At 68.6% G+C, this 22,495-nt stretch carries 23 protein-coding genes; 15 read left to right on the top strand and 8 right to left on the bottom strand.

Annotated elements, in window-relative coordinates; translation table 11 throughout:
* Positions 1-126: 126 nt before the first annotated feature.
* On the bottom strand, positions 127-2,268 hold the full coding sequence (locus Q3A80_RS00555; RefSeq protein WP_446327471.1) for a hypothetical protein: 2,142 nt from the start codon (positions 2,266-2,268) through the stop codon (positions 127-129).
* A gap of 927 nt (positions 2,269-3,195) precedes the next feature.
* Between Q3A80_RS00555 and Q3A80_RS00550 the strand changes: the two genes are divergently transcribed.
* From Q3A80_RS00550 to Q3A80_RS00530, 5 genes are all read left to right on the top strand, one after another.
* Positions 3,196-3,510, top strand: coding sequence for a Dabb family protein (locus Q3A80_RS00550; protein ID WP_151066650.1), 315 nt, complete (start codon positions 3,196-3,198; stop codon positions 3,508-3,510).
* On the top strand, positions 3,507-3,986 hold the full coding sequence (locus tag Q3A80_RS00545; protein WP_446327206.1) for a PaaI family thioesterase: 480 nt from the start codon (positions 3,507-3,509) through the stop codon (positions 3,984-3,986). Before Q3A80_RS00550 ends, Q3A80_RS00545 begins: the two co-directional genes overlap by 4 nt.
* A 108-nt stretch (positions 3,987-4,094) precedes the next feature.
* Complete coding sequence (locus Q3A80_RS00540; protein WP_446327205.1) at positions 4,095-5,093, top strand: NADP-dependent oxidoreductase; 999 nt, start codon at positions 4,095-4,097, stop codon at positions 5,091-5,093.
* Between the two features lie 61 nt (positions 5,094-5,154).
* A complete protein-coding gene (locus tag Q3A80_RS00535) occupies positions 5,155-6,114 on the top strand; it encodes an alpha/beta hydrolase (RefSeq protein WP_446327204.1) in 960 nt (319 codons plus the stop codon).
* Between the two features lie 34 nt (positions 6,115-6,148).
* Positions 6,149-6,589: a GNAT family N-acetyltransferase gene (locus Q3A80_RS00530; protein ID WP_446327203.1), complete on the top strand. Its 441-nt coding sequence runs from the start codon at positions 6,149-6,151 to the stop codon at positions 6,587-6,589.
* Between the two features lie 25 nt (positions 6,590-6,614).
* Here the strand turns inward: Q3A80_RS00530 and Q3A80_RS00525 are convergent, their stop codons facing one another.
* Together Q3A80_RS00525 and ygfZ are read right to left on the bottom strand one after the other, a co-directional pair.
* Positions 6,615-7,460: an NRDE family protein gene (locus tag Q3A80_RS00525; protein ID WP_446327202.1), complete on the bottom strand. Its 846-nt coding sequence runs from the start codon at positions 7,458-7,460 to the stop codon at positions 6,615-6,617.
* A gap of 80 nt (positions 7,461-7,540) precedes the next feature.
* A complete protein-coding gene (ygfZ, locus tag Q3A80_RS00520) occupies positions 7,541-8,575 on the bottom strand; it encodes a CAF17-like 4Fe-4S cluster assembly/insertion protein YgfZ (RefSeq protein ID WP_446327201.1) in 1,035 nt (344 codons plus the stop codon).
* Positions 8,576-8,652: 77 nt separating this feature from the next.
* Between ygfZ and mltG the strand changes: the two genes are divergently transcribed.
* The 9 genes from mltG to Q3A80_RS00475 all read left to right on the top strand — a co-directional run bounded on the left by mltG (position 8,653) and on the right by Q3A80_RS00475 (position 17,228).
* Positions 8,653-9,672, top strand: a complete 1,020-nt coding sequence (gene mltG / locus Q3A80_RS00515) for an endolytic transglycosylase MltG (RefSeq protein WP_446327200.1) — start codon at positions 8,653-8,655, stop codon at positions 9,670-9,672.
* The gene (tmk, locus tag Q3A80_RS00510; RefSeq protein ID WP_446327199.1) at positions 9,672-10,292 is read left to right on the top strand and encodes a dTMP kinase; all 621 of its coding nucleotides are present in this window, start codon (positions 9,672-9,674) and stop codon (positions 10,290-10,292) included. The genes mltG and tmk overlap by 1 nt, the downstream gene beginning before the upstream one ends.
* A gap of 16 nt (positions 10,293-10,308) precedes the next feature.
* Positions 10,309-11,337 carry a DNA polymerase III subunit delta' gene (locus Q3A80_RS00505; protein WP_446327198.1) on the top strand — a complete coding sequence of 343 codons (1,029 nt, stop codon included), beginning with the start codon at positions 10,309-10,311 and terminating at the stop codon, positions 11,335-11,337.
* 78 nt (positions 11,338-11,415) lie between these two features.
* Positions 11,416-12,195, top strand: a complete 780-nt coding sequence (locus tag Q3A80_RS00500; protein ID WP_446327197.1) for a TatD family hydrolase — start codon at positions 11,416-11,418, stop codon at positions 12,193-12,195.
* A gap of 43 nt (positions 12,196-12,238) precedes the next feature.
* On the top strand, positions 12,239-12,949 hold the full coding sequence (locus tag Q3A80_RS00495; RefSeq protein ID WP_446327196.1) for an ankyrin repeat domain-containing protein: 711 nt from the start codon (positions 12,239-12,241) through the stop codon (positions 12,947-12,949).
* Positions 12,950-13,069: 120 nt separating this feature from the next.
* On the top strand, positions 13,070-13,426 hold the full coding sequence (locus Q3A80_RS00490; RefSeq protein WP_006755340.1) for a Rap1a/Tai family immunity protein: 357 nt from the start codon (positions 13,070-13,072) through the stop codon (positions 13,424-13,426).
* 96 nt (positions 13,427-13,522) lie between these two features.
* The gene (locus Q3A80_RS00485) at positions 13,523-14,695 is read left to right on the top strand and encodes a mechanosensitive ion channel family protein (RefSeq protein WP_446327195.1); all 1,173 of its coding nucleotides are present in this window, start codon (positions 13,523-13,525) and stop codon (positions 14,693-14,695) included.
* Between the two features lie 31 nt (positions 14,696-14,726).
* Entirely contained in the window at positions 14,727-15,905 is a 1,179-nt protein-coding gene (locus tag Q3A80_RS00480) for an AAA family ATPase (RefSeq protein WP_446327194.1), read from the top strand.
* A 258-nt stretch (positions 15,906-16,163) separates the two neighbouring features.
* Entirely contained in the window at positions 16,164-17,228 is a 1,065-nt protein-coding gene (locus tag Q3A80_RS00475; RefSeq protein ID WP_446327193.1) for a glycosyltransferase family 4 protein, read from the top strand.
* 129 nt (positions 17,229-17,357) lie between these two features.
* Here the strand turns inward: Q3A80_RS00475 and Q3A80_RS00470 are convergent, their stop codons facing one another.
* From Q3A80_RS00470 to Q3A80_RS00460, 3 genes are all read right to left on the bottom strand, one after another.
* The gene (locus Q3A80_RS00470; RefSeq protein ID WP_446327192.1) at positions 17,358-17,945 is read right to left on the bottom strand and encodes a BPSL1445 family SYLF domain-containing lipoprotein; all 588 of its coding nucleotides are present in this window, start codon (positions 17,943-17,945) and stop codon (positions 17,358-17,360) included.
* Positions 17,946-18,168: 223 nt separating this feature from the next.
* A complete protein-coding gene (locus Q3A80_RS00465) occupies positions 18,169-18,627 on the bottom strand; it encodes a hypothetical protein (protein ID WP_446327191.1) in 459 nt (152 codons plus the stop codon).
* 323 nt (positions 18,628-18,950) lie between these two features.
* A complete protein-coding gene (locus Q3A80_RS00460; protein WP_006402283.1) occupies positions 18,951-19,241 on the bottom strand; it encodes a PsiF family protein in 291 nt (96 codons plus the stop codon).
* A gap of 271 nt (positions 19,242-19,512) precedes the next feature.
* On the opposite strand from Q3A80_RS00460, the gene Q3A80_RS00455 reads away from it, so the two are divergent.
* Positions 19,513-20,535 (top strand): asparaginase, encoded by a 1,023-nt coding sequence (locus Q3A80_RS00455; RefSeq protein WP_446327190.1) that lies wholly within the window; start codon positions 19,513-19,515, stop codon positions 20,533-20,535.
* Positions 20,536-20,624: 89 nt separating this feature from the next.
* Here the strand turns inward: Q3A80_RS00455 and lysM are convergent, their stop codons facing one another.
* Together lysM and Q3A80_RS00445 are read right to left on the bottom strand one after the other, a co-directional pair.
* Positions 20,625-21,095, bottom strand: coding sequence for a peptidoglycan-binding protein LysM (gene lysM, locus Q3A80_RS00450; protein ID WP_021162125.1), 471 nt, complete (start codon positions 21,093-21,095; stop codon positions 20,625-20,627).
* 458 nt (positions 21,096-21,553) lie between these two features.
* Positions 21,554-22,462, bottom strand: coding sequence for a 2-hydroxy-3-oxopropionate reductase (locus Q3A80_RS00445; protein WP_446327470.1), 909 nt, complete (start codon positions 22,460-22,462; stop codon positions 21,554-21,556).
* Between the last annotated feature and the right edge of the window lie 33 nt (positions 22,463-22,495).

Here is a 22,495-nt window from a genome sequence, read left to right as displayed (position 1 = left end):
TCTGCGGCGTGGCGCGTACGCACGGAGCGCGCGGGAGCGACGCGGCATCGAGCCGTTGCGCGGACGATCCGAATGAAGCCCCGCGCCCGAATGCGCGCGCGGGGCTTTCTATTGACCGGCGTGTACCTAGCGCGCTGCGATGGCCGCGGCGCTGCGCGGTTGCGCGTCTTCCATCCGCTGCGACGCCTGCCACCAGTACTTGCCCGTGCGCAGTTGCGGGTCGCGGATCGCCAGATACGTCGTACTCCAAAGCTGCGCCGCATTGGCCTCGGTCGCATCCGCGCTGCGCGTGCCGAACGCATCGGTCTGGTACTTGCCGTTCACGTACGACCACGTCCACATTTCCGACGTGCGCATGTCGCGTCCGTTCGAGATCGCCTGCCAGATGGTCTGCCGCGCCTGCGTCAGCAGCGTGCGCGTCGTGTCCGACAGGTCCTGGCGCGCGAGCTGCCGGTCGAGCCCGGCGACCCACATCGCCTGCTGCCACGACCAGATCACCGTGCCGTGATACGCGGAACTCGTGAACTTTGGCCACAGCGTCTGGCTGGCGTACGCGGGGTTCGCGATCAGCATTCCGACGTCGGTGACGAGCCCAGTCGGGAACGGTCGCGTGACATCGGACACGATCCGCTGCAGTTCATCGTCCGGCGGCGTGCCGAACAACAGCGCGAAGCCGCCGTCGGAATGCATCACCGGGATCGGCGTGCCCTGCTGGTCGAGCGACAACGCGTAGAACGTCAGCGGCGCGCTCGGCGCGGTGCCGGCCGGCACACCGGCGGACGGCGCGTAGGCCGACACGTCGGTTGCCGCCTGCGCGGCCGGTACGCTGACCTGGAACAGCGGCGGCGCCTGCTGCTCCCATACGGCCGCCTGGGCCGCCGTGTTCGCGAGCGTCGCGCGTTGCGCGGCGTCCAGGTACGGATCGAGCAGGCCGCGCGCGAGGAACGCGTTCGCGGCGCGCAGCGCGGCCGGTACGAGCACCGCATTCACGTCGTACGGGTAGACGCCGCCGCCGAGCCCGTCGGTGCTGTCGCGCCAGTTGCCGACGATCTCGCCGGGCCGCAGCCGGATCAGGTTCGCGACCGTCGGTTGCTGCGCGAACGGCTGCGCGGTGGCCGCGACGTGCAGCAGGTTGACGACGAGCCGGCTGCCGTTGGTCTGGCCGTCGCTGCCGCGTTGCGCGAGATAGGCGGCCGCGCGCGCCTGGCCGCGCGTGTCGTCGATCAGCCAGGCCGCCGCGATCGGCGCGAGCAGGTAGTCGCTGTCGATCATCTTGTAGTCGTAGGTCGGCGTCGCATCGTTCGGCCGGCCGTGCTTCGCGTTGTCGACCAGCGCGAATTCGCCGATCCCTTCCTCGTGCGCGACCTTGCCGTCGTTCGACAGACGGCTCAGCACCGACGACAGGCCGGCCTCGATCGCCGCGGGCTCGAGCACCGGCATCAGCATGCGCACCGAGATCAGCGTGTCTCGGCCGAAGTAGGTGTCGTACTGCCACGAGCCGGCCAGCAGCTTGTCGTGGAAGCTCAGGAATTCGAGCACGTTCTGGCTGACCGGGTCGGGGTTCACCGACGGCGCGAACAGGTCGGCGCGCGTGATCGGCGACAACGGCGTCTCGCCCGACAGCGCGTCGACGTGCAATTTCAGCGTGTGCGAGCCGGGCGCCGCGCGCAGCACGAGCTTGCCGCCCGCGGCCGTCGCGATGCTGCCGCCGTCGCGCAGCATGATGCGCAGCACGTAGCCGGGCGCGCCGTCGATCCGGTCGCGCTGCCACTGCGCGGCACTGCCCTGGACCGTCGGCGCGGTGACGATCTCCGGCGGAATCGTCGCGCCGCCGTTGAAGTCGCGCAGGAAGCGCACGTTGCTGAGCAGGCCCTGGCGAACGGTGAGCGTGTCGCTGTCGACCGACACGTCGGCACCGATTCCGTACAGCGGGCGGCCGTGCGTGTCGGGCGCCGACAGCGCGGACGGCGGCGTATCGAGGCTCCAGTTCACCGGCTGCGCGGTATCGTCGAACCACAGGCCAGTGCCGCTGTTGCCGGCCGGAAACACCACGAGCAGGCGCGGCTTCGCCGACGAGCGCACGAGCAGGTGCGCGGCGACCTGGTCGCGCCGGTAGAACGCATTGATCTGCCCGCCGGTATCCATCCGGAACGACAGCGCGGCCGTGTTCGACGGCGGGCTGTTCGACTGGACGTCGTCGTCGTTGCAAGCCGCAAGCAGGCCTGCGCAGACGAATCCGACACACAGCGATTTCGCGAAGCGGTGCACGTTCATGACGACCCTCCTGACGACTGCGATTTTTATCGGAATGTTCGAATTCGCGGAGACGCGCTCCGCTTCATGCTGCATCGCGGGCATTATCGAAATGCCGCTGAATCGATCGTGGGGTGATGCGCGGGGGCGAATTGAGCGGCGATTAATCGGATAAGCGATAAATGCCGAAAATAAATGCAAAAGCACACGCCGCCCGGTGCGATACGGGTGAAGTCGGTGGCGAACGCCGCCGCCCGCGCAATCGGCCTGGGCGAACCGCGCCGCTCATGCAGCGATGGAAAATCAGACGAAAGGTGTTGTAGGCGATTCTAGATTTCGATGAAAGTCGAAGTCAATATTGGTTGATGGCTTTTTTGATATTTCATTCTAGGATAAATCGTAATTATTACTCGGGGAGTCGGTAAAACCTGCAAATCGATGGAAATGGATAATCAATCGCCATAGAGGCGGATCAAAGAAAGGCCGAATGGTATTTCAAGGCCGCGATCGAAACCGGGCCGGAATTGGAGGCATTCGGTAATACGCGGAATGCGGCCCGATCGTACGCGTGACGGTACGTGATTGCGCGGAGCAAGCGATGTTCCTGCCATCCGCATGCGGCCGCTGCGCCATTGCCGTCGGCCAACGCCGATTCCTGCCCCATGCCGACCCGCCGGTCGCGCGATCGGCCCATCTGCAAGGTCAAGTTTGGTAGGCTTGGGGCCTGCCGCCGTTTGCCGGGTCGCGTCGATGCATATCGACGCGGCGGAAAATCGCGTATCGTCGCCGGAACGACCGGCCGACCCTCGATGCTCGAACCGTTTCGTTCCCGTCACGCCCGCGACCGCGGGCAAACGGCGCAGACCGACAATGGAAGGGCGCGTCGGCCGCCGGCAAGGCAGAGCGCGGCATCGCGCGCCGCAACGAACTGGAGCAACGCAAGTGATCAGACATATCGTCATGTGGAAGTTGAAGGAATCGGCCGAAGGCGGCACGCGCGCGCAGAACGCGCTGAAGCTGAAGGAAAAGCTCGAAGGCTGCCGCGATCTCGTGCCGGGCATCCTGCAGATCGACGTCGGCGTCGCGACGCCGGGCCTCGAAGCGACGTCGGACGTCGTGCTCGTGTCGGATTTCACCGACCAGGCCGCGCTCGACGCGTACCAGGTGCACCCGGTGCACCAGGAAGTGAAGAAATTCGTCGTCGCGGTGGCCGAATCGCGCCAGTGCGTCGACTACGTTTGCGACAGCGCACGATGAGCGACGCGGCATCCCCGACGGACGGCCCGTCGATCGAAAGCCCGTTCGTCGATCTGCTCGGCGTGCAGCTGGTTTTCGCGAAGGACGGCGCAAGCGAGATCGTGCTGCCGCTCGACGAGCGGCACATGAACACGTGGAGCATCGCGCACGGCGGCGTGACGATGACGCTGTCCGACATCGCGCTCGCGATGGCCGCGCGCAGCCTGACCGATGACGGCGTCGGCGTCGTCACGGTCGAGATGAAGGTGAACTTCATGCAGCCGGGGCGCGGCGAGCTGCGCGCGTACGGACGCGTGATGCACCGTTCGACGACGATGGCGTACTGCGAAGGCGAAGTGCGCGACAGCGACGGCAATTTCGTCGCGAAGGCGCTCGGCACGTTCAAGTACATGCGGCGGCTCGCGGTGGGCCGCGACATCAAGCGGCAGCGCACGCGCACCGCGCCGGATGCGCAGCCCGGCCCGAGCGACGCGTAGGCGCCGGAACGCGCGGCCCTGCCCGATCGAGGGCAGGGCCGTTTCGCTTTGCGGCACGGATGCGCAGCGGCGCGGCGAGCCGGTGCGAATGAAGCCTGGGAGCCAGCAATGAACGCGGTCAACCGTCAGATCCTGCTCGTGTCGCGCCCGCAGGGCGCCGCGAGCGCCGGCAATTTCCGGCTCGTCGAAGCGCCGCTCGCTCCGCTCGCCGACGGCGAGCTGCGCGTCCGTAACCATTTCCTGTCGCTCGATCCGTACATGCGCGGCCGCATGAACGACGCGAAATCCTATGCGGTGCCGCAGCCGTTGAACGAAGTGATGATCGGCGGCACGGCCGGCGAGGTGGTCGAGTCGCGGCACCCGGATTTCGCGGTCGGCGAACACGTGATCGGCCAGTTCGGCTGGCAGGAATACGGCACGTCGGACGGCAGCGGTCTGCGCAAGGTCGACACGTCGCGGGTGCCGCTGTCCGCATGGCTCGGCGTGACCGGCATGCCGGGCGTGACCGCGTGGGTCGGGCTGAACCGGATCATCGCACCGAAGGCCGGCGACACCGTCGTCGTCAGTGCGGCGAGCGGCGCGGTCGGCAGCGTGGTCGGCCAGCTCGCGAAGCGCGCCGGCTGCCGCGCGGTCGGCATCGCGGGCGGCCCCGACAAATGCCGCTACGTGGTCGACACGCTCGGCTTCGACGCGTGCGTCGACTACAAGGCCGGCCGGCTGGCCGACGACCTCGCCGCGGCGACGCCCGACGGCGTCGACGGCTGTTTCGAGAACGTCGGCGGCGCGGTGCTCGACGCGACGATGGCGCGGATGAACGCGTTCGGCCGGATCGCCGTGTGCGGAATGATCGCCGGCTACGACGGCGTGCCCGTGCCGCTCGCGAACCCCGGCCTGATCCTGCGGTCGCGGCTGACGATGCAGGGTTTCATCGTGTTCGAGCATCCCGACGCTTGGCCGCCCGCGCTGGCCGAGCTGAGCGAACTCGTCGCGACGAAGCAGCTGCATTACCGCGAGACGATCGCATACGGCCTCGAGCGCGCGCCGGACGCGTTCCTCGGCCTGTTGAAGGGCCACAATTTCGGCAAGCAGCTCGTGCAACTCGTCTGACGCGCGCATGGCATCATGTGACGCTTGTCCGCTCACGGCGCCGCGCGCGCCGTCCTTCACGATGCCGCTGAATCCGAAGATCGCGCAGGTGCTCGACATGGTCGAGCGCGCGAAACGCCCGTCCTATCATCACCAGACGCCGCAGCAGGCGCGTGCCGCCTACGAAAGGAGCGCGCCGATCCTCGACGTCGCACCGGCGCCGATGCACGCGGTCGAGGCCTGCGTCGTGCCGACCCGCGACGGCCGCACGATCGGCGCGCGGCTTTTCGTGCCGGTCGAGCCGAGCCTCGCCGAACCGCTGCCCGCGCTCGTCTATTTCCACGGCGGCGGCTTCACGGTCGGCAGCGTCGATACGCACGACGCGCTGTGCCGGATGTTCGCGCGCGACGCGCAGTGCGCGGTGCTGTCGGTCGACTACCGGCTCGCGCCCGAACACAAGTTTCCGACCGCGGTGAACGACGCCGACGATGCGTTGCGCTGGCTGCATCGCGAGGCGCCCGCATTCGGCATCGACGCCGCGCGGCTCGCGGTCGGCGGCGACAGCGCGGGCGGCACGCTCGCGACGGTCTGTGCGGTGCTCGCACGCGACGCGGGCATCGATCTTGCGCTGCAGCTGCTGATCTATCCGGGCGTCACGGGCTGCCAGGACACCGAGTCGCACGCGCGGCTCGCGAACGGCTACCTGCTGACGCAGGACACGATCCAGTGGTTCTTCGCGCAATACGTGCGCGATCGCTCGGATCGCGACGACTGGCGTTTCGCGCCGCTCGACGGCACGCGCGGTGCGCCGTCGTTCGCCGGCGTCGCACCGGCCTGGATCGCGACGGCCGAGTACGATCCGCTGAGCGACGAGGGCGCCGCGTACGCGGACAAGCTGCGCGCGGCCGGCAATGCGGTCACGCTGGTCCGCTATCCGGGGATGATTCACGAGTTCTTCAAGATGGGCGGCTACGTGCCCGAGGTGCGGGCCGCGCATGCCGACGCGGTGGCGGCGCTGAAGGCGGCATTCGACGGCGTTTGACGACGGCGGCGCGCGGCGCCGCGCGGAGAAGGCGATGACCGACGGCTTCGTGGAAACGGGCGACTGGACGGTGCTGGGCGGCGATGCCGCGCGCATTCGCGACGCGGTGTTCGTGCGCGAGCAGCGGATTCCGCCGGAATGGGAGCTCGACGACGAGGATCCGTTGTCGCTGCATGCGGTGGCTTACCGCGTGGACGCCGCAACCGGCGCACGCCGCGCGATCGCGACCGGGCGGCTGCTGCCGTCGGGCACGATCGGCCGCGTCGCGGTGCTCGCCGACGCGCGCGGGCAGGGCGCCGGATCGGCGGTGCTGCACGCGCTGCTGGCGGCCGCGCGGCACCGCGGCGAGCCGCTCGTGCGGCTCTACGCGCAGGCGGCCGCGGTGCCGTTCTATGTGCGGCACGGCTTCGCGGCGATCGGCGAACCGTTCGTCGAAATCGGCGTGCCGCACGTCGAGATGGCGCGCGCGCCGTAGCGCGGGCGCCGCCTTCTGCGCGGGTTCAGCGCGGCCGCGTCGCGTCGATGTCGAACGTGAACGCGCGCTCGAACGTGCCGGGGCGGACGGTGCGGTGCGAACCGTCGTCGTCGCAGCGCTCCTTGATCTCGACGGTCAGCCGTACGCCTTCCTTCATCGTCACACGCAGCGCGGTCGTGCCGCGCGTGCCGTATTCCGGCGTCTCGATGAAGGCGGCCGACAGCGCGCGCTCGCGCTCGATCGGGATACCCGTATTCGGCAGCGCGGCGTCGTCCGCGACGTGCGGATCGCGCATCAGCTCGATCAGTTCGTCGAGCGACGGCGTCGGATTGTCGGTCAGCAGCGTGCCGAGCTCGGCGCGCTTGCGCACCACTTTCGGCCAGGGCGTATCGAGCCGCCCATTCGACAGTGCATGCACGCCGGCGCTGACCGCGACCGGCGCGGCGACGCCGGTTTCGCCTTCGGCCGCGCGATTGCAGAACCACGCGAGCTCGCGCCGCTTCCAGTCGCCGACGAGCAGATTGAAGCCGTTGTACACGGCTGCGTGCTCGGCGAGTTCGCCGAGGTATTCGAGCGGCGCGACGGACGGGCCGCCGAGAAAGTCGGACACGAGCTTGCCGCGGGTCGGCGCCCCGGCGCGGATGTCGAACGGCGCGCGGTAGTTCGTCAGCGCCGCGAAGCGGCCGTCGCGCGACACGCCGAGCCAGGTGCCGCCGGCTTCGAGATCGCGGCCGGCCAGCACGCCCGGCACGTCCTCCCACCACGAAAGCGGCGCACTCGTCCGGCGAAAGAACTCGTCGCGGTTGGCGGTCAGGGTAAAGACAGGACCGGCGGCGGCATCAGGCTGCCAGTCGAAGGCAATCAGACACATCGGGCGAATCTCTCGCAGGAAACATCGTGCGCCGGCTGCGGTGCTCCGCGAACCGGCGTGCGAACGGGGTTGTCAGTGCGTCACGCTTCCGTCGGCCACGCGTACGGCAGCGCGTCGAATGCGAGCGCCGGGCCGTCGGCCGAACCGAGGTGCACCGTGCCGCTGTCGAGCGCGGCCAGCTTGATCTCGACGAGCGCATCGACGCCGCCCGCCGGCGCGGCCGCCGCGTTGACGATCATCCCGCACGGCTGGCCCGGATCGTCGCTGTGGAACAGCTCGACGCCGGCATGCACGGTGTCGGTTTCGGCGGCGACGTGCGCGAGCGCGGTGCGGCGCTTGATCGTGCCGCGGTACTGGCTGCGCGCGACGACTTCCTGGCCCGGGTAGCATCCCTTACGGAAGTTAACGGCGCCGATCACGTCGAAGTTGACCATCTGCGGCACGAACTGCTCGACGGCCGGCTGCGTGATGCGCGGCTCGCCCGCGCGCACGTCGAGCCAGTCCCACACGGCCGGCGACACGACCGGCAGCGTGCCGGCGAGCGCGGCGATGCGCGCGTCGACCTCCGCGCGCGGCCCGATCCACAGGTAGCGCTTGCGGCCGGCCGCGTCCGGCACGCGGATCAGCGCGCCGGCCGGGCCGTCGACCTTCACGTGCACGCCGTCCGGCAGCGCATCGAAGATGCCCGACAACGCGTCGCGCACGTCGCCCGCGAAGCCGACCACCGCGAGCGTGTCGGTCGCATCCGCGAGCTTCGCCTTCGCGCGCAGCACGAACATCGACAGGCGTTTCTGCACGGCCGGCTGCACGTCCTTCGAGATCAGCAGGCGCACGCCGTGACCGGCGCGCCACACGAGGAACGACGCGAGCAGCCGGCCCTTCGGCGAGCAATAGCCGGACAGGCGCGCGCTCGCCGCATCGAGATGCTCGATGTCGTTGGTGAGCTGGCTGTGCAGGAACGTCGCGGCGTCGTCGCCGGCCACGTCGATCACGCCGAACTGCGGCAGCGGCATGCAGGCGCCCGGCGCGTCGAAATCGGCGGCGGACGGACGGGGGAAAACGGGAAGCGATGCGGATGCGGTTTGGGCAGCCGGTGAAGCGAACGGTGTGCTCATGGAATGAGGGAACAGTCAACCCTGACTTTGACGAAGGCGAGCAAGTATTATATGGGTCTTACCTGAGTCTCGTTTCCATGTCCCTACTGAAGAAATGCGCCGCGACGGTCGTGGCGCTGGCCGTCGTTGTGGCCGCTGCCGGCGCGGGCGGCGGGTATTACTGGGCGACCCGGCCGCTGCTGCTGGGCGCCGCGTCGCTCGATGTCACGATCAAGCCGCGCAGCAGCGTGAAGAGCGTCGCGCTGCAGCTCAAGCGCGGCGGCGTGCCGGTCGAGCCGTTCGGCTTCGTCGCGATGACGCGCGTGCTCGGGCTGTCGAGCCGGCTCAAGTCCGGCAACTATGAATTCAAGACCGGCATCACGCCGTACGACGTGCTGCAGAAGATCGCGCGCGGCGACGTGAACGAATACGTCGCGACGGTGATCGAGGGCTGGACCTTCAAGCGGATGCGCGCGGAGCTCGACGGCAACCCCGATCTCGCGCACGCGACGGCCGGCATGAGCGACGCCGAGCTGCTGCGCGCGATCGGCGCGCCCGACACCGCGATCCAGCGCGGCAGCGGCGAAGGGCTGTTCTTCCCGGACACCTACCTGTTCGACAAGGGCACGAGCGACCTGAACATCTACCGGCGCGCGTACCACCTGATGCAGACGCGCCTCGACGAGGCCTGGGCCGCGCGCGCGCCCGGCCTGCCGTACAAGACGCCTTACGAAGCGCTGACGATCGCGTCGATCGTCGAGAAGGAAACGGGGCACGCGGCCGATCGCGCGTTCGTCGCGGCCGTGTTCGCGAACCGGCTGCGCATCGGGATGCCGCTGCAGACCGATCCGTCGGTGATCTACGGCCTCGGCGACGCGTACGACGGCCGCCTGCGCAAGCGCGACCTGCAGGCCGACACTCCTTACAATACCTATACGCGTCGCGGGCTGCCGCCGACGCCGATCGCCCTGCCGGGTGTCGCGTCGCTGCAGGCGGCGATCAACCCGGCCCAGACGAGCGCGCTGTATTTCGTCGCGAAGGGCGACGGCACGAGCGTGTTTTCGGACACGCTCGGCGATCACAACAAGGCCGTGGACAAGTACATACGAGGTCAATAATGGCGAGCGGTAAATTCATCACGTTCGAAGGCATCGACGGGGCGGGGAAGACCACCCACCTGCAATGGTTCTGCGAACGTCTTCAGGCGAAGCTGGCCGCGGCCGGACGGCAGGTGGTCGTCACCCGCGAGCCGGGCGGCACGCAGCTCGGCGAGAAGCTGCGCGAGATCCTGCTGAACCAGCCGATGGACCTCGAAACCGAAGCGCTGCTGATGTTCGCCGCGCGCCGCGAGCACCTCGCGCTCGTGATCGAGCCGGCGCTCGCGCGCGGCGACTGGGTCGTGTCCGATCGCTTCACCGACGCGACGTTCGCGTACCAGGGCGGCGGCCGCGGCCTGCCGCGCGACAAGCTCGAGACGCTCGAGCGCTGGGTGCAGGGCGGGTTTCAGCCCGACCTGACCGTGCTGTTCGACGTCGCGCCGCAGGTCGCGAGCGAGCGCCGCGGCGCCGCGCGCATGCCGGACAAGTTCGAGAGCGAGTCGGACGCGTTCTTCTCGCGCACCCGCGGCGAATACCTGCGGCGCGCGGAAGAGGCGCCGCATCGCTTCGCGATCGTCGACGCGACGCAGACGATCCCCGACATCCGCCAGCAGCTCGAACGCGTGCTGGCCGCGCTGTAACCGAAGGAACGCACCGATGATCTACCCGTGGCAGACCGACGACTGGAACCGCCTGCAGCAACTGCGTGCGCAATGGCCGCATGCGCTGCTGCTGCACGGCCAGGCCGGGATCGGCAAGCTGCAGTTCGCGCAGCATCTCGCGCAGGGTTTCCTGTGCGAGGCGCCGCAGCCGAACGGCGAGCCGTGCGGCACCTGCGCGGCCTGCACGTGGTTCGCGCAGGGCAACCATCCGGACTACCGGATCGTGCTGCCCGAGGCGCTCGCGGGCGAAGCGCCGGGCGCCGTCGACGACGCGAAGCCGGCCGACGCCGACGAAGGCGGCAAGAAAACCCGGACGCCGAGCAAGGAAATCAAGATCGAGCAGGTGCGGGCGTTGCTCGACTTCTGCGGGGTCGGTTCGCACCGCGGCGGCGCGCGCGTCGTCGTGCTGTATCCGGCCGAGGCGCTGAACGTCGCGGCGTCGAATGCATTGTTGAAGACGCTCGAGGAGCCGCCGTCGGGCGTCGTGTTCCTGCTGGTGTCGGCGCGCCTCGATCGGCTGCTGCCGACGATCGTCAGCCGCTGCCGGCAATGGCCGATGACGGTCCCGGCGCCGGAGGCGGCCGCGGCATGGCTCGCGGCGCAGGGCGTCGACGACGCGCGGGCGCTGCTCGCCGAGGCCGGCGGCGCGCCGCTCGCCGCGCTGGCGCTCGCGAGCGACGAGAACCGCCCGCTGCGCGACTTCACGCTCGGCCAGCTTGCGGCCGGCGCCGCGTGCGATCCGTTCGCGTGCGGCGAGACGCTGCAGAAGCTGCCGGTGCCTCTCGTGCTCGGCTGGCTGCAGCGCTGGCTGTACGATCTGCTCGCGCAGCGCATGGCGGGCGCGCCGCGCTACTTCCCGATGCAGGCCGCCGCGCTCGCGCGGTGCGCGCAAGCCGTCGATGCGAATGCGTTCGCGCGCTTCATGAAGGCCGTGACGCGCCAGCGGACGGTCGAGAACCATCCGCTCAATGCGCGGCTCGTATTCGAGGAACTGTTTCTCGGTTATCGGGAAATGTTCGCGTGAGCGCGAATTGTTTCCCGCGGGTGCGGAAACGATTGCCGGCGCGCGCATAGCGCGTGCCTTACGAATTCAGGAAACACGATGTTCGTCGATTCTCACTGCCACATCAATTTCAAGGGTCTCGCCGACCGGCTGCCGGCCGTGCTGGAAAACATGCGCGAGCACGACGTCACGCACGCGCTGTGCGTGTCGGTCGACTTCGAGACGCTGCCCGACGTGCTCGCGATCGCGCAAGCGCACGACAACGTGTACGCATCGGTCGGCGTGCATCCGGATCACGAGGACGCGCGCGAGCCGACGCTCGCGGAGCTGGTCGAGCTCGCCGCGCACCCGAAGGTCGTCGCGATCGGCGAGACGGGCCTCGACTACTACCGTCTCGAAGGCCGGACGATCGCCGACATGGAATGGCAGCGCGAGCGCTTTCGCACGCATATCCGCGCGGCGACCGCGACGATGAAGCCGCTGATCGTCCATACGCGCTCGTCGTCGGAAGACACGCTGCGGATCATGGCCGAGGAGCGCGCGGACGTGCCGGGTGGCGTGATGCACTGCTTCACCGAGCCGTGGCCGGTCGCCGAGCAGGCGCTCGCGCAGAACTTCCATATCTCTCTGTCGGGCATCGTCACGTTCAAGAACGCGACCGACGTGCAGGACGTCGCGCGGCGCGTGCCGCTCGACCGGCTGCTGATCGAGACCGACTCGCCGTACCTCGCGCCGGTGCCGTATCGCGGCAAGCCGAATGAACCTGCGTACGTCAGCCATGTCGGACGCTTTATCGCATCGGAACGCGGAATCGCCGTCGAGGCGCTCGCCGATGCGACGACACAGAACTTTTTCCGGCTGTTCAAGATCGCCCGCTGAAGACGCGCGGCCAGCCGACAACCCAGGGAAGGAGCCCACAACAATGACGAAGCCGACCACAACCCTGCCCAAGCGCGCACTCGTTGCCGCCGCGCTCGTCGCGAGCGGCCTGTTTGCCGCCGCCGGCGCGCATGCCGAATCGCTCGACGCGATCGTGAAGGCGGTCAAGTTCGACGACATCGACGACATCGGCAAGCAGCTGAAGAGCGGCAAGCTCGATCCGAACACGCTCGCGCCGAACGGCGATCCGCTGCTCGTGATCGCCGCGCGCGAGAAGTCCGACAAGGTCGCGGCCGCGCTCGCGACGACGCCGAACGTCGATCTCGAGAAGGAAGACAAGGCCGGCGAGAATGCACTGATGCTCGCGTCGCTGAACGGCGACGTCGGCCTCGTGAAGCTGCTGATCGACAAGGGCGCGGAAGTCAGCAAGAAGGGCTGGGCGCCGCTGCACTACGCGGCCACCAACGGCCAGGACGCGGTCGTCAGGATCCTGCTCGACCACGACGCGTATATCGACACCGCGTCGCCGAACGGCACGACGCCGCTGATGATGGCCGCGCGCGGCAATCATGCGTCGACGGTGAATCTGCTGCTCGACCAGGGTGCCGATCCGCAGGTGAAGAACCAGCTCGGGATCACCGCGCTCGAGTTCGCGAAGCACTACAAGGCACCGGACGCGATCGACATCCTGAGCAAGCGGACGGTGCGCGTCGGCGCATCGGCGCCGGCAGATGCCCAAAAGAGTGCAAAATGACGGTTTCGGCGCGGGGGCGGAACACGCGCGGCCGGCTGGAAACGGCCGGCCGACGGGGTCCGGCCGCCGCGCCGGTCAGCGCAGTGAGCGGCCTCGCGCCGCATTGACATAAGGAACACCATGTTGCGGGCTATGTTTTGTGCCGCGGCGTTTGCCGTGCCGTTGTCGGCGGCGGCTTTCACGGGCGCGGATCTCGACCGGCTGTGCGCGAAGACGGACGTCAAGTCGCGGGCGTCGTGCGCGGCCTACATCGAAGGCGCCGCCGATGGCGTCTACAACACCATCGACGCGATCGGCGGCACCACCGGGCCGCGCGTCGGGCAGTATTTCTGCCTGCCGCCCGACATCCGGGCGCAGCAGATGACCGACGCGGTGCGCAAGTACATCGCGGAGAATCCGAAGCTGGCCGACTACAACGCGAGCACCGCGGTGTCGCTCGGTCTCGGCAAGGCGTTTCCGTGCAGGGGCGGCAGCTGATTTGACGCCGCGTCCGGGCGCGTGTGTCGCCCGGACATCGCCGACGCATCCAGGACGACGCCGCTGCGCGTCACAACCGAAGAATCCCGGGCGCCGATGATTTCAATCGAGGAATTGCAGCGCATCGCCGATGCGCCGTTGCATACCTGGCTCGGCACGCTGATCGTGTCGATTCTCGTGGTGTTCGTCGTCGTGCTCGTGCATCGGCTCGGCGCACGCATCGTCAAGCGCATCGCGCAGCCGTATCCGTTGATGAGCGTGATCCTGCGCTACATCGACAAACCGTCGCTCGTCACGTTCGCGCTGCTCGCGCTCGAGTTCCTGTGGACCCAGGCGGACGACAGCATGTCGTTCGTGCGCGGGATGCGCAGCGCGGCGGCGGTCGGCTCGATCGTGTCGCTGACCTGGCTGCTGGTGCGGCTCGCGGCCGGCGTCGGCGATGCGATCATCCAGGCCCATCCGATGGATACGGCCAACAATCTCCATGCGCGGCGCATCCACACGCAGTCGAAGGTGCTCGTGCGCACCGTGATGGTGCTGATCGTGATCATCGGCACGGGCGCCGCGCTGATGACGTTTCCGAACGTGCGCCAGATCGGCGCGAGCCTGCTGGCGTCGGCCGGCGTCGCGGGCCTCGTCGCCGGTATCGCCGCGCGGCCGGTGCTCGGTAACCTGATCGCCGGGCTGCAGATCGCGCTCACGCAGCCGATCCGGATCGACGACGTGGTCGTGATCCAGGGCGAGTGGGGCCGCATCGAGGAAATCACCGGTTCGTTCGTGTCGGTGCGGCTCTGGGACCAGCGCCGGCTCGTCGTCCCGCTGCAGTGGATCATCGAGAACCCGTTCACGAACTGGACGCGCAGCAGCTCGGAGATCATCGGCACGGTGTATCTGTCAGTCGACTACCGCACGCCGCTCGCGCCGCTGCGCGAGGAACTCGCGCGGCTGGTCCACGCGGCGCCCGAATGGGACGGCCGCGTGCAGGTGCTGCAGGTGACGGATGCGACCGAGCGCACGATGCAGCTGCGCGCCCTCGTTAGCGCGGTCGATTCGTCGGCATGCTGGGACTTGCGCTGCCGCGTGCGCGAAGGCTTGATCGCGTACCTGCAGGCGCGTTTTCCGCAATGCCTGCCGCGCAGCCGGATGGAACTGTATCCGCACGACGCCGCGCTGCAGGAGCCGAATCCCGAACGGCCGCATGCGCGGCCGCCGGCGGCCAGCACGGCGGCCAATACCGCGGCCGATCCGCGCGCCGCCGAAGGCCGCTGAACGCGCCTATATCCGCCGCCATCCCTTTTCCATGACCGCGCTGAAGACGCTCGCCATCGCCAATTACCGCTCGCTGCGCGAGCTGATCGTGCCGCTCGCGGCGCTGACCGTCGTCACCGGGCCGAACGGCAGCGGCAAGTCGAGCGTCTACCGTGCGCTGCGGCTGCTCGCCGACACCGCGCAGGGCCGCGTGATTCCGTCGCTCGCGCGCGAAGGCGGGCTGCCGTCGACGCTATGGGCCGGCCCCGAGCGCTTTTCGCGCGCGATGCTGAGCGGCGACGTGCCGGTGACGGGCACGGTGCGCAATGGGCCGGTGAGCCTGAAGCTCGGTTTCGCGGGTGACGATTTCGGCTATGCAATCGATCTCGGCCTGCCGGTGAAGAACGATGCATCGATGTTTCGCCTGGATCCCGTCGTGAAGCGCGAATGCATCTGGGGCGGCGCGCTGCTGCGCCCGTCGACGCTGCTGGTCGACCGCCAGGGCGCGCAGATTCGCACGCGCACCGGCTCCGGCGACTGGCATACGGTGCCGCAGCCGGTCGCGAGCTTCGACAGCATGATGACCGAGTTCGCGGACCCGGTCGGCGCGCCCGAAATGATCGCGGTGCGCGAGCGGATCCGTTCGTGGCGCTTCTACGATCATTTCCGGACCGACGCGCACGCGCCGGCCCGGCAGTCGCACATCGGCACCCACACGCCGGTGCTCGCGGACGACGGCGCCGACCTGGCCGCCGCGCTGCAGACGGTCCGCGAGATCGGCGATGCCGCCGCACTCGACGCGGCTATCGACGACGCGTTCCCCGGTGCATCGATCGACATCGACAATCCGGGCGGCCGCGGTCGCTTCGACGTGCTGATGCGCCAGCCGGGGTTGCTGCGGCCGCTGTCGGCCGCCGAGCTGTCGGACGGCACGCTGCGCTACCTGCTGCTCGCGGCGGCGCTGCTGACGCCGCGGCCGCCCGCGCTGATGGTGCTGAACGAACCGGAGACGAGCCTGCATCCCGATCTGCTGCCGGCGCTCGGCCGCCTGATCGCGCAGGCGGCCGGGCGTTCGCAGGTGCTGGTCGTGTCGCACGCGGCGCGGCTCATCGCGACGCTCGAACGCGAGGCCGGCTGCGCGTCGCTGGTGCTCGACAAGCAATTGGGCGCGACCGTGCTCGTCGATGCGGACACGCGCGACCTGCCGCCGTGGAAATGGCCGTCGCGCTGACGCGCCGCGCCGCGCACCACGCGCCGCCGGCCGCAGCGGTGAAGGCCGCGCCCGTTGAGACCGGACCGATGCGGTCAGCCGCCGCGTCGAATGTATCCTGTCTGTAACAACGCCCATAAAATGCAAGACCGGCGCTTCCGGGCATCGGGATCGCGAATAATAATGAGATATTCGGCCGGCGCGATGCCGGCCGCGTGCCGCATGGGGCCGCCAGTGCCGGCGCCCCCGTGCCGGCCGAGGACACAGGAGACGTGGATCATGAGAATTGCGCAGATCGCCCCGCTGACCGAATCCGTGCCGCCGAAGCTGTACGGCGGCACGGAGCGCGTCGTGTCCTACATCACCGAGGCGCTCGTCGATCTCGGCCATGACGTGACGCTGTTCGCGAGCGGCGATTCGACGACCCGCGCGAAGCTCGAGCCGGTGTGGCCGCGCGCGCTGCGGCTCGATTCGTCGATCCGCGACCGTGTCGCGCCGCACATGCTGCTGATGGAGACGGTCGCGCGCCGCGCGAAGGATTTCGACGTGCTCCATTTCCACATGGACTACTACTCGTTTTCGGTCTTCAACCGGCAGGAAACGCCGTTCGTGACGACGCTGCACGGCCGGCTCGACCTGCCCGAGCAGCAGCCCGTGTTCGACACGTTCAACACCGCGCCGGTGATCTCGATCTCGAATTCGCAGCGCCAGCCGCTGCCGCAGGCGAAATGGCAGACGACCGTCTATCACGGGCTGCCCGACACGATGTACCTGCCGCAGCCGGTGGAGCCGCGCTATCTCGCGTTTCTCGGCCGCATCTCGCCGGAGAAGCGGGTCGACACCGCGATCCGCATCGCAGGCCAGTGCGGGCTGCCGATCCGGATCGCCGCGAAGATCGACGCGGCCGACGAGGAGTACTTCGAGCGCGAGATCAAGCCGCTGTTCGCGCTGCCGCACGTGGAATTCATCGGCGAGATCGCCGACCACCAGAAGGCCGAGTTCCTGTCGGGCGCGCATGCGCTGCTGTTTCCGATCGACTGGCCGGAGCCGTTCGGGCTGGTGATGATCGAGGCGATGTCGTGCGGCACGCCGGTGATCGCGTTCAATCGCGGCGCGGTGCCGGAGGTGGTGGACGAGGGCGTGTCGGGTTTCATCGTCGAGGACGAGATCAGCGCGGTCGCCGCCGTGAACCGGCTGCACCTGCTGCCGCGCGCGCGTGTGCGGCAGCGCTTCGAGGAGCGCTTCACGTCGCGCCGGATGGCGCAGCAGTACGTCGACGTCTATCAGTCGCTGATCCGCGCGCAGAAGCGCTCGCGCTTCAAGGTAATCGATTCGACGACCTGATTCACCGATGCGTCGATGCGTCCAGGCGTCGATTCGCAGCGCGCGCGGATAAAAAAACGGCGATGTCCGCGAGGACATCGCCGTTTGCACGTCGCCCGCGCGGTGCGCACGGGCGAGGACGCCGCGGCGTCAGATCTTCAGCTTCGTGACCTTCGTGCCGTTGATCGACACGTCGCCCATCAGGCCGGCGTTGGTCAGCACGATGACCTGGATCGGCGCGGTGGCCGTGTTGGAGTCGACCGCGCCGTTCGCGCCCATCTTCACGAGCGCGACCGATGCGCCGGCGCCGGCTGCCCAGCCGTCGGAGCTGCGGAATTCGTCGAGTGCCTGCTGCGTCATGAACAGGAACACGATCGCCTTCGACTGCGCGCCGGCCTGCAGGCCGACCGACAGCGACGACGTGTTGTAGTAGCCGACCGTGCTGCCGCCGACGCGCAGCGCGCCGTTGCCGGTCTGGCCGCCGACGATGAAGCCCGCCTGGAGCACTTCCGGGAATACGAGCACGCCGCGCGACTTCGCGACGAGCTCGCGCGAACCCTTCACCGTCGAATACATGCGCGACAGCGTGGCGTCGACGCTCGAATCGATCGCCTGGCGCTTCGACGCGTTGGTCGCGGCGTTGTCGGGCTTGTCGGGGGTGGTGGTGCAACCGGTGAGCGCGAGGCTACCGACGATGAGCGCGGCGGCGGCTTTCAGCACAAGAGTCCGTTTTTGCATCGTTGTTCTCCATCGGATGACGTTCGGAGTGAGTCTCGCTCATGGAGCGGATCACGTCGGCAGTTATATCACAATGGATTACAACCCCTTTTCGTTCCGACGTGAAAAAGCGTCAAATCGTTTCGGCTGTCGCGGCGCGCCAACGGGCGGATCGACGCGTGCGCTGCCGCGCCGCGCGTTCGTCCGGCGGCGGGCAGGGCACCTCGGACTCGGGAGCGGCGCGTCAGTGCGCGACGGGCGGCGCAGGCGGGGCGGGCGGCTTGATCGGCGGGCGCCGCAGCGCGCGGCGGATCAGCGCGATCACGACGCCGCACGCGAACAGGAACGCGGCCGGCACGACCCAGTAGCCGACGAACGCGTGCCACAGGTAACCGGCCAGCGTATTGCGGCGCACCACGTATTCGTCGCGGGCCGCCTGCTGGCGCGGCGCGTTGGCGGCGAGCACGTCGGCCGGGCAGCCGGCCGCGCGTGCCGCATCGGGATCCCCGTGGCATTTCGCGGCCGCGCCGGCTGCCTGCTGCGCGTCGGTGAGCTGCCAGGTGGTCAGCGCGAGCTGCAGGTCGGCCTTGTTGTACGCCATTTCCTCGCGGATCTCGCGCACGGCGACGATCGCGACGGGCACGGCCCAGAACACGATCACGATCAGCCAGCGGTGGAACCAGCGGTGTTGTCTCCATGCCATCCATGCCTCCGTTTGACGCGGCGTGCGCGTCCGTCTCGAGGGCGGCCCGATGGCGCTTCTTGGTCTTGGGTGGGCCGCGTTGCAGCCATCATAGAAGAAAACGCGGCGAATTGCCGCACCATGTGGCGGCCTTCGAACGGCACGCCGGCGGAAGCGGGGCGGGAAGGCGGCGCGCATCGGCGGCGGACAGCCGACGGCGGCGCGCGACGCTGGCGGCGATCGCAAATCGGACGGCCTCGCCCACGTCGATGCGCGTGCAACGAAAACAAAAATGCCGCGCCCGCCGAAGCGGGGCGCGGCATCTGCGACGGGAGCGCCGGAACTCAGGCGGCCGGCTGGCTGCTCAGGCAGCTCTTCATGAACGCCTTGCGGTCGTCGCCCTTCTTGTCGGCAGCCTGCGTGTTGCAGGCCTTCATCTTTTCCTGCTGCGTCATCTTCTTCGCGGGCTTGGCCGACAGGCAGTCCTTCATGAACGCCTTGCGTTCGTCGCCCGTCTTGCCGGCTGCCTGGGTGTTGCAGGCCTTCATCTTGTCCTGCTGGCTGTTCGCCGCGAAAGCGGGGGAAGCCAGCATGCCGCCGAGAAGCACTGCGGCTACGAGCGATTGGATCTTCATTTCGACACTCCCATGGGGTGAATTGCGTTTTATATCGACGCCGTCACGAAGCCCGGCACGACGGGAACAGGGTCGCATCGCGCCGCGCGTTCCGATTATGGCAAATCAATGTGAAAACACCAAAACGGCATTCCTATAACGCAGCGGGCGGCATGGCCGTTGACGGCACGCGCGCGCCGGCGATCGGGACAAACCATGACACGGGGCGCGCGCGGCGCTCGTTCGCGCCCGACCTACCGGATGCCGGGCGCGAGCCATTACAATCGCGGCCATGAATACTCCGAACCCCGCATCCTCCCCGTCCGCGCCGGCGCTGCCGCGCATCGCCGTACTCGCCACCGGCGGCACGATCGCCGGCGCCGCGCCGGACGCCGCCAGCACGGCCGGCTATCAGGCCGGCGCGCTCGGCGTCAATTTCCTGCTCGATGCGGTGCCGGCGCTCGCGTCGGTCGCACACGTCGCAGCCGAGCAGGTCGCGAGCATCGACAGCAAGGATCTCGCACTGCCGCTGTGGAATACGCTCGCCGCGCGCATCGACGCGCTGATGGCCGATCCGGCGATCGACGGCATCGTGATCACGCACGGCACCGACACGCTCGAGGAAACCGCGTACGCATTGCATCTGGTCGTGAAGGGCGACAAGCCCGTCGTGCTGACGGCCGCGATGCGGCCGGCCACCGCGCTGTCGTCCGACGGCCCGTTGAACCTGCTGAACGCGGTGACGGTCGCCGCGCATCCGGCCGCGCGCGGGCAGGGCGTGCTCGTCGCGTTCAACAACCGGATCCACGGCGCGCGCGACGTCGTGAAGACGAGCACCTACGCGGTCGACGCATTCCAGTCGCCGGAGCTGGGTGCGCTCGGCTGGGTGCAGGACGGCCGCGTCGAATTCGCGCGCCGCGTCACGCGTGCGCGCGACACTCAACTGGCGATCGCGGCCGCATGGCCGCCGGTCGAAGTCGTTGCGAGCTATGCAGGCGTGACGCGCACGGCCGTCGACGCGCTCGTCGCGGCCGGCGTGCGCGGCCTCGTCGTTGCGGGCACCGGCAACGGGTCGATCCATGCGACGCTGCAGGCCGCGCTTGCCGATGCGGAGAAGGCGGGCGTCGCCGTGGTGCGCGCGTCGCGCGTCGGCTCGGGTCACGTGATGCGCAACGGCGCCGCGAACGACGATGCGCTCGGCTTCGTGAGCGCCGGGTCGCTGAGCCCGTTCAAGGCGCGCGTGCTGCTGATGCTGGCGCTCGCGAACGGCATTCACGAGCGCGACGCGCTGCAGCGCGCATTCGACACGCTGTGACCGCCGGCCGCCGCTCGGGCGGCACGCGGCGCGCATGAAAAAAGGCAGGCCATCGGCCTGCCTTTGTTGTCTCAGCGCTGCGCGAATGCTCAGGACTGCGGCGGGATCACGAGCTTCTGGCCCGGATAGATCCGGTCCGGACTCGACAGCATCGGCTTGTTCGCCTCGAAGATCGCCGGATACTTGTTCGCGTCGCCGTACACTTCCTTCGCGATCGCCGACAGCGTGTCGCCCGGCTTCACGTCGTGGTACTGGACTTCCGGATCGTCCGGCTGCAGATCGTCGTCGTTCACGCCCGCGACGCCCTGCACGTTGCCGGCCGCGACCTTGACCTTCGCCTTCGTGTCGAGATCGGCGACGCTGCCCGACAGCGTGACGGTGCGCGATGCGCCGTCGAACGCGACGGTCAGGTTCGACGTGTCGAGACCTTGCGTGTTGATGTAGTTCTTGATCGCATCGGCCGCGGTCTGGTTCGCGGCATTCGGATCTTCCGCTGCTTGCGCGTCAGCGTGACCCAGCAGTTTTTCACCCGCCTCTTTGATAAACGAAAGAAGACCCATCGCTGCACTCCCTAGGTGGTTGAAAAGAAAACGCGCCGTGAAGTGGCGAAAAAAACACCGCGCTGGGCGCGGTCACCGGAGTGAGCGCAGGCGCGGCGGATTTCTCGAAAGGCGTGGCGAAAGTGTAGGCGTTCATCGCGACGATTGCATGAAAAATCGTACGCGCGAACGTAAAGAAATGTAATACGCGAAATCCGACAGGCGGACACCCGACGACGACGTCTGACCGACCAAGGCTTCCCCGGCGCCGCCGGGTGCCGCTGCGGACCCCACCACGCCGCTCTCAGCCCAGAGCGGCGCTTTTCGCCCCGTCGCGCACGCGTTTCAGCAATGCGCGGCGGGGCGCCCCACCGTGATGCGCGAGTGCTCGCGCATCGATGCGGCCGGCCGAGGCCGGCGCGCGTGTGTTCGTCGCGCGCGTTTGCCGTTGCAGCGAAACGCGCGCTGTTGCAGCCGCGTTACGCGGCCGGCGTCTGGCCGATCTCGAAGTTCGACATGATCTCGAGCGCACGCACGAGTGCCGAGTGATCCCATGCCTTGCCGCCGTGCGACGCGCACACGCTGAACAGCTGCTGTGCGCTGGCCGTGTGCGGCAGCGCGAGGCCGAGCTTGCGTGCGCCGTCGAGCGCGAGGTTCAGGTCCTTCTGGTGCAGCTCGATGCGGAAGCCCGGATCGAACGTGCGCTTCGTCATCCGCGCACCGTGCACTTCGAGGATCCGCGACGCGGCGAAGCCGCCCATCAGCGCCTGGCGCACGCGCTCCGGATCGGCGCCGGAGCGTGCGGCGAACAGCAGCGCTTCGCCGACGGCTTCGATGTTCAGCGCGACGATGATCTGGTTCGCGACCTTGCAGGTCTGGCCCGCGCCGTTGTCGCCGACGAGCGTGATGTTCTTGCCCATCTTCTCGAACAGCGGCTTCGCGCGCTCGAATGCCTTCTCCGGGCCGCCGACCATGATCGTCAGCGTCGCCTCGCGCGCGCCGACCTCGCCGCCCGACACCGGCGCGTCGAGGTAGTCGCAGCCGAGCGCGTTGATCTGCTTCGCGAAAGCCTGCGTGTCGAGCGGCGAGATCGAGCTCATGTCGATCACGAGCTTGCCGGCCGTCAGGCCCTTCGCGACGCCGTCGTCGGCGAACAGCACGTTACGCACGTCCGGCGTGTCCGGCACCATCGAGATGATGACGTCCGCGTGCTGCGCGACTTCGGTCGAGTTCGCGACGACCTTCGCGCTCGCGCGCAGGTCGTCGGGGATCGGGAACGCACCGTTCACGACGAGCTGATGATCGCCCTTGAGCAGGTTGCGCGCCATGTGCGCGCCCATGATGCCGAGGCCGATGAAACCGATGGTTGCCATGTGAAAGTCTCCTATAGGGGCGTATCTGGGGGAAACCGCGGGAAGGGC

It is taken from the genome of Burkholderia sp. SR8 (genome assembly GCF_052851275.1).
The sequence above is the reverse complement of the archived record's forward strand: the minus strand, read 5'-3'. Positions and strand labels throughout refer to the sequence as shown.

What these genes read in the sequence shown, in the direction of transcription:
- Q3A80_RS00545 (WP_446327206.1), top strand. Translation starts at nt 3,507, where the DNA reads ATGAGCGACGCGGCATCCCCGACGGACGGCCCGTCGATCGAAAGCCCG.
- Q3A80_RS00540 (WP_446327205.1), top strand. Translation starts at nt 4,095, where the DNA reads ATGAACGCGGTCAACCGTCAGATCCTGCTCGTGTCGCGCCCGCAGGGC.
- Q3A80_RS00535 (WP_446327204.1), top strand. Translation starts at nt 5,155, where the DNA reads ATGCCGCTGAATCCGAAGATCGCGCAGGTGCTCGACATGGTCGAGCGC.
- Q3A80_RS00530 (WP_446327203.1), top strand. Translation starts at nt 6,149, where the DNA reads ATGACCGACGGCTTCGTGGAAACGGGCGACTGGACGGTGCTGGGCGGC.
- Q3A80_RS00525 (WP_446327202.1), bottom strand. Translation starts at nt 7,460, where the DNA reads ATGTGTCTGATTGCCTTCGACTGGCAGCCTGATGCCGCCGCCGGTCCT.
- ygfZ (WP_446327201.1), bottom strand. Translation starts at nt 8,575, where the DNA reads ATGAGCACACCGTTCGCTTCACCGGCTGCCCAAACCGCATCCGCATCG.
- mltG (WP_446327200.1), top strand. Translation starts at nt 8,653, where the DNA reads ATGTCCCTACTGAAGAAATGCGCCGCGACGGTCGTGGCGCTGGCCGTC.
- tmk (WP_446327199.1), top strand. Translation starts at nt 9,672, where the DNA reads ATGGCGAGCGGTAAATTCATCACGTTCGAAGGCATCGACGGGGCGGGG.
- Q3A80_RS00505 (WP_446327198.1), top strand. Translation starts at nt 10,309, where the DNA reads ATGATCTACCCGTGGCAGACCGACGACTGGAACCGCCTGCAGCAACTG.
- Q3A80_RS00500 (WP_446327197.1), top strand. Translation starts at nt 11,416, where the DNA reads ATGTTCGTCGATTCTCACTGCCACATCAATTTCAAGGGTCTCGCCGAC.
- Q3A80_RS00495 (WP_446327196.1), top strand. Translation starts at nt 12,239, where the DNA reads ATGACGAAGCCGACCACAACCCTGCCCAAGCGCGCACTCGTTGCCGCC.
- Q3A80_RS00490 (WP_006755340.1), top strand. Translation starts at nt 13,070, where the DNA reads ATGTTGCGGGCTATGTTTTGTGCCGCGGCGTTTGCCGTGCCGTTGTCG.
- Q3A80_RS00485 (WP_446327195.1), top strand. Translation starts at nt 13,523, where the DNA reads ATGATTTCAATCGAGGAATTGCAGCGCATCGCCGATGCGCCGTTGCAT.
- Q3A80_RS00480 (WP_446327194.1), top strand. Translation starts at nt 14,727, where the DNA reads ATGACCGCGCTGAAGACGCTCGCCATCGCCAATTACCGCTCGCTGCGC.
- Q3A80_RS00475 (WP_446327193.1), top strand. Translation starts at nt 16,164, where the DNA reads ATGAGAATTGCGCAGATCGCCCCGCTGACCGAATCCGTGCCGCCGAAG.
- Q3A80_RS00470 (WP_446327192.1), bottom strand. Translation starts at nt 17,945, where the DNA reads ATGCAAAAACGGACTCTTGTGCTGAAAGCCGCCGCCGCGCTCATCGTC.
- Q3A80_RS00465 (WP_446327191.1), bottom strand. Translation starts at nt 18,627, where the DNA reads ATGGCATGGAGACAACACCGCTGGTTCCACCGCTGGCTGATCGTGATC.
- Q3A80_RS00460 (WP_006402283.1), bottom strand. Translation starts at nt 19,241, where the DNA reads ATGAAGATCCAATCGCTCGTAGCCGCAGTGCTTCTCGGCGGCATGCTG.
- Q3A80_RS00455 (WP_446327190.1), top strand. Translation starts at nt 19,513, where the DNA reads ATGAATACTCCGAACCCCGCATCCTCCCCGTCCGCGCCGGCGCTGCCG.
- lysM (WP_021162125.1), bottom strand. Translation starts at nt 21,095, where the DNA reads ATGGGTCTTCTTTCGTTTATCAAAGAGGCGGGTGAAAAACTGCTGGGT.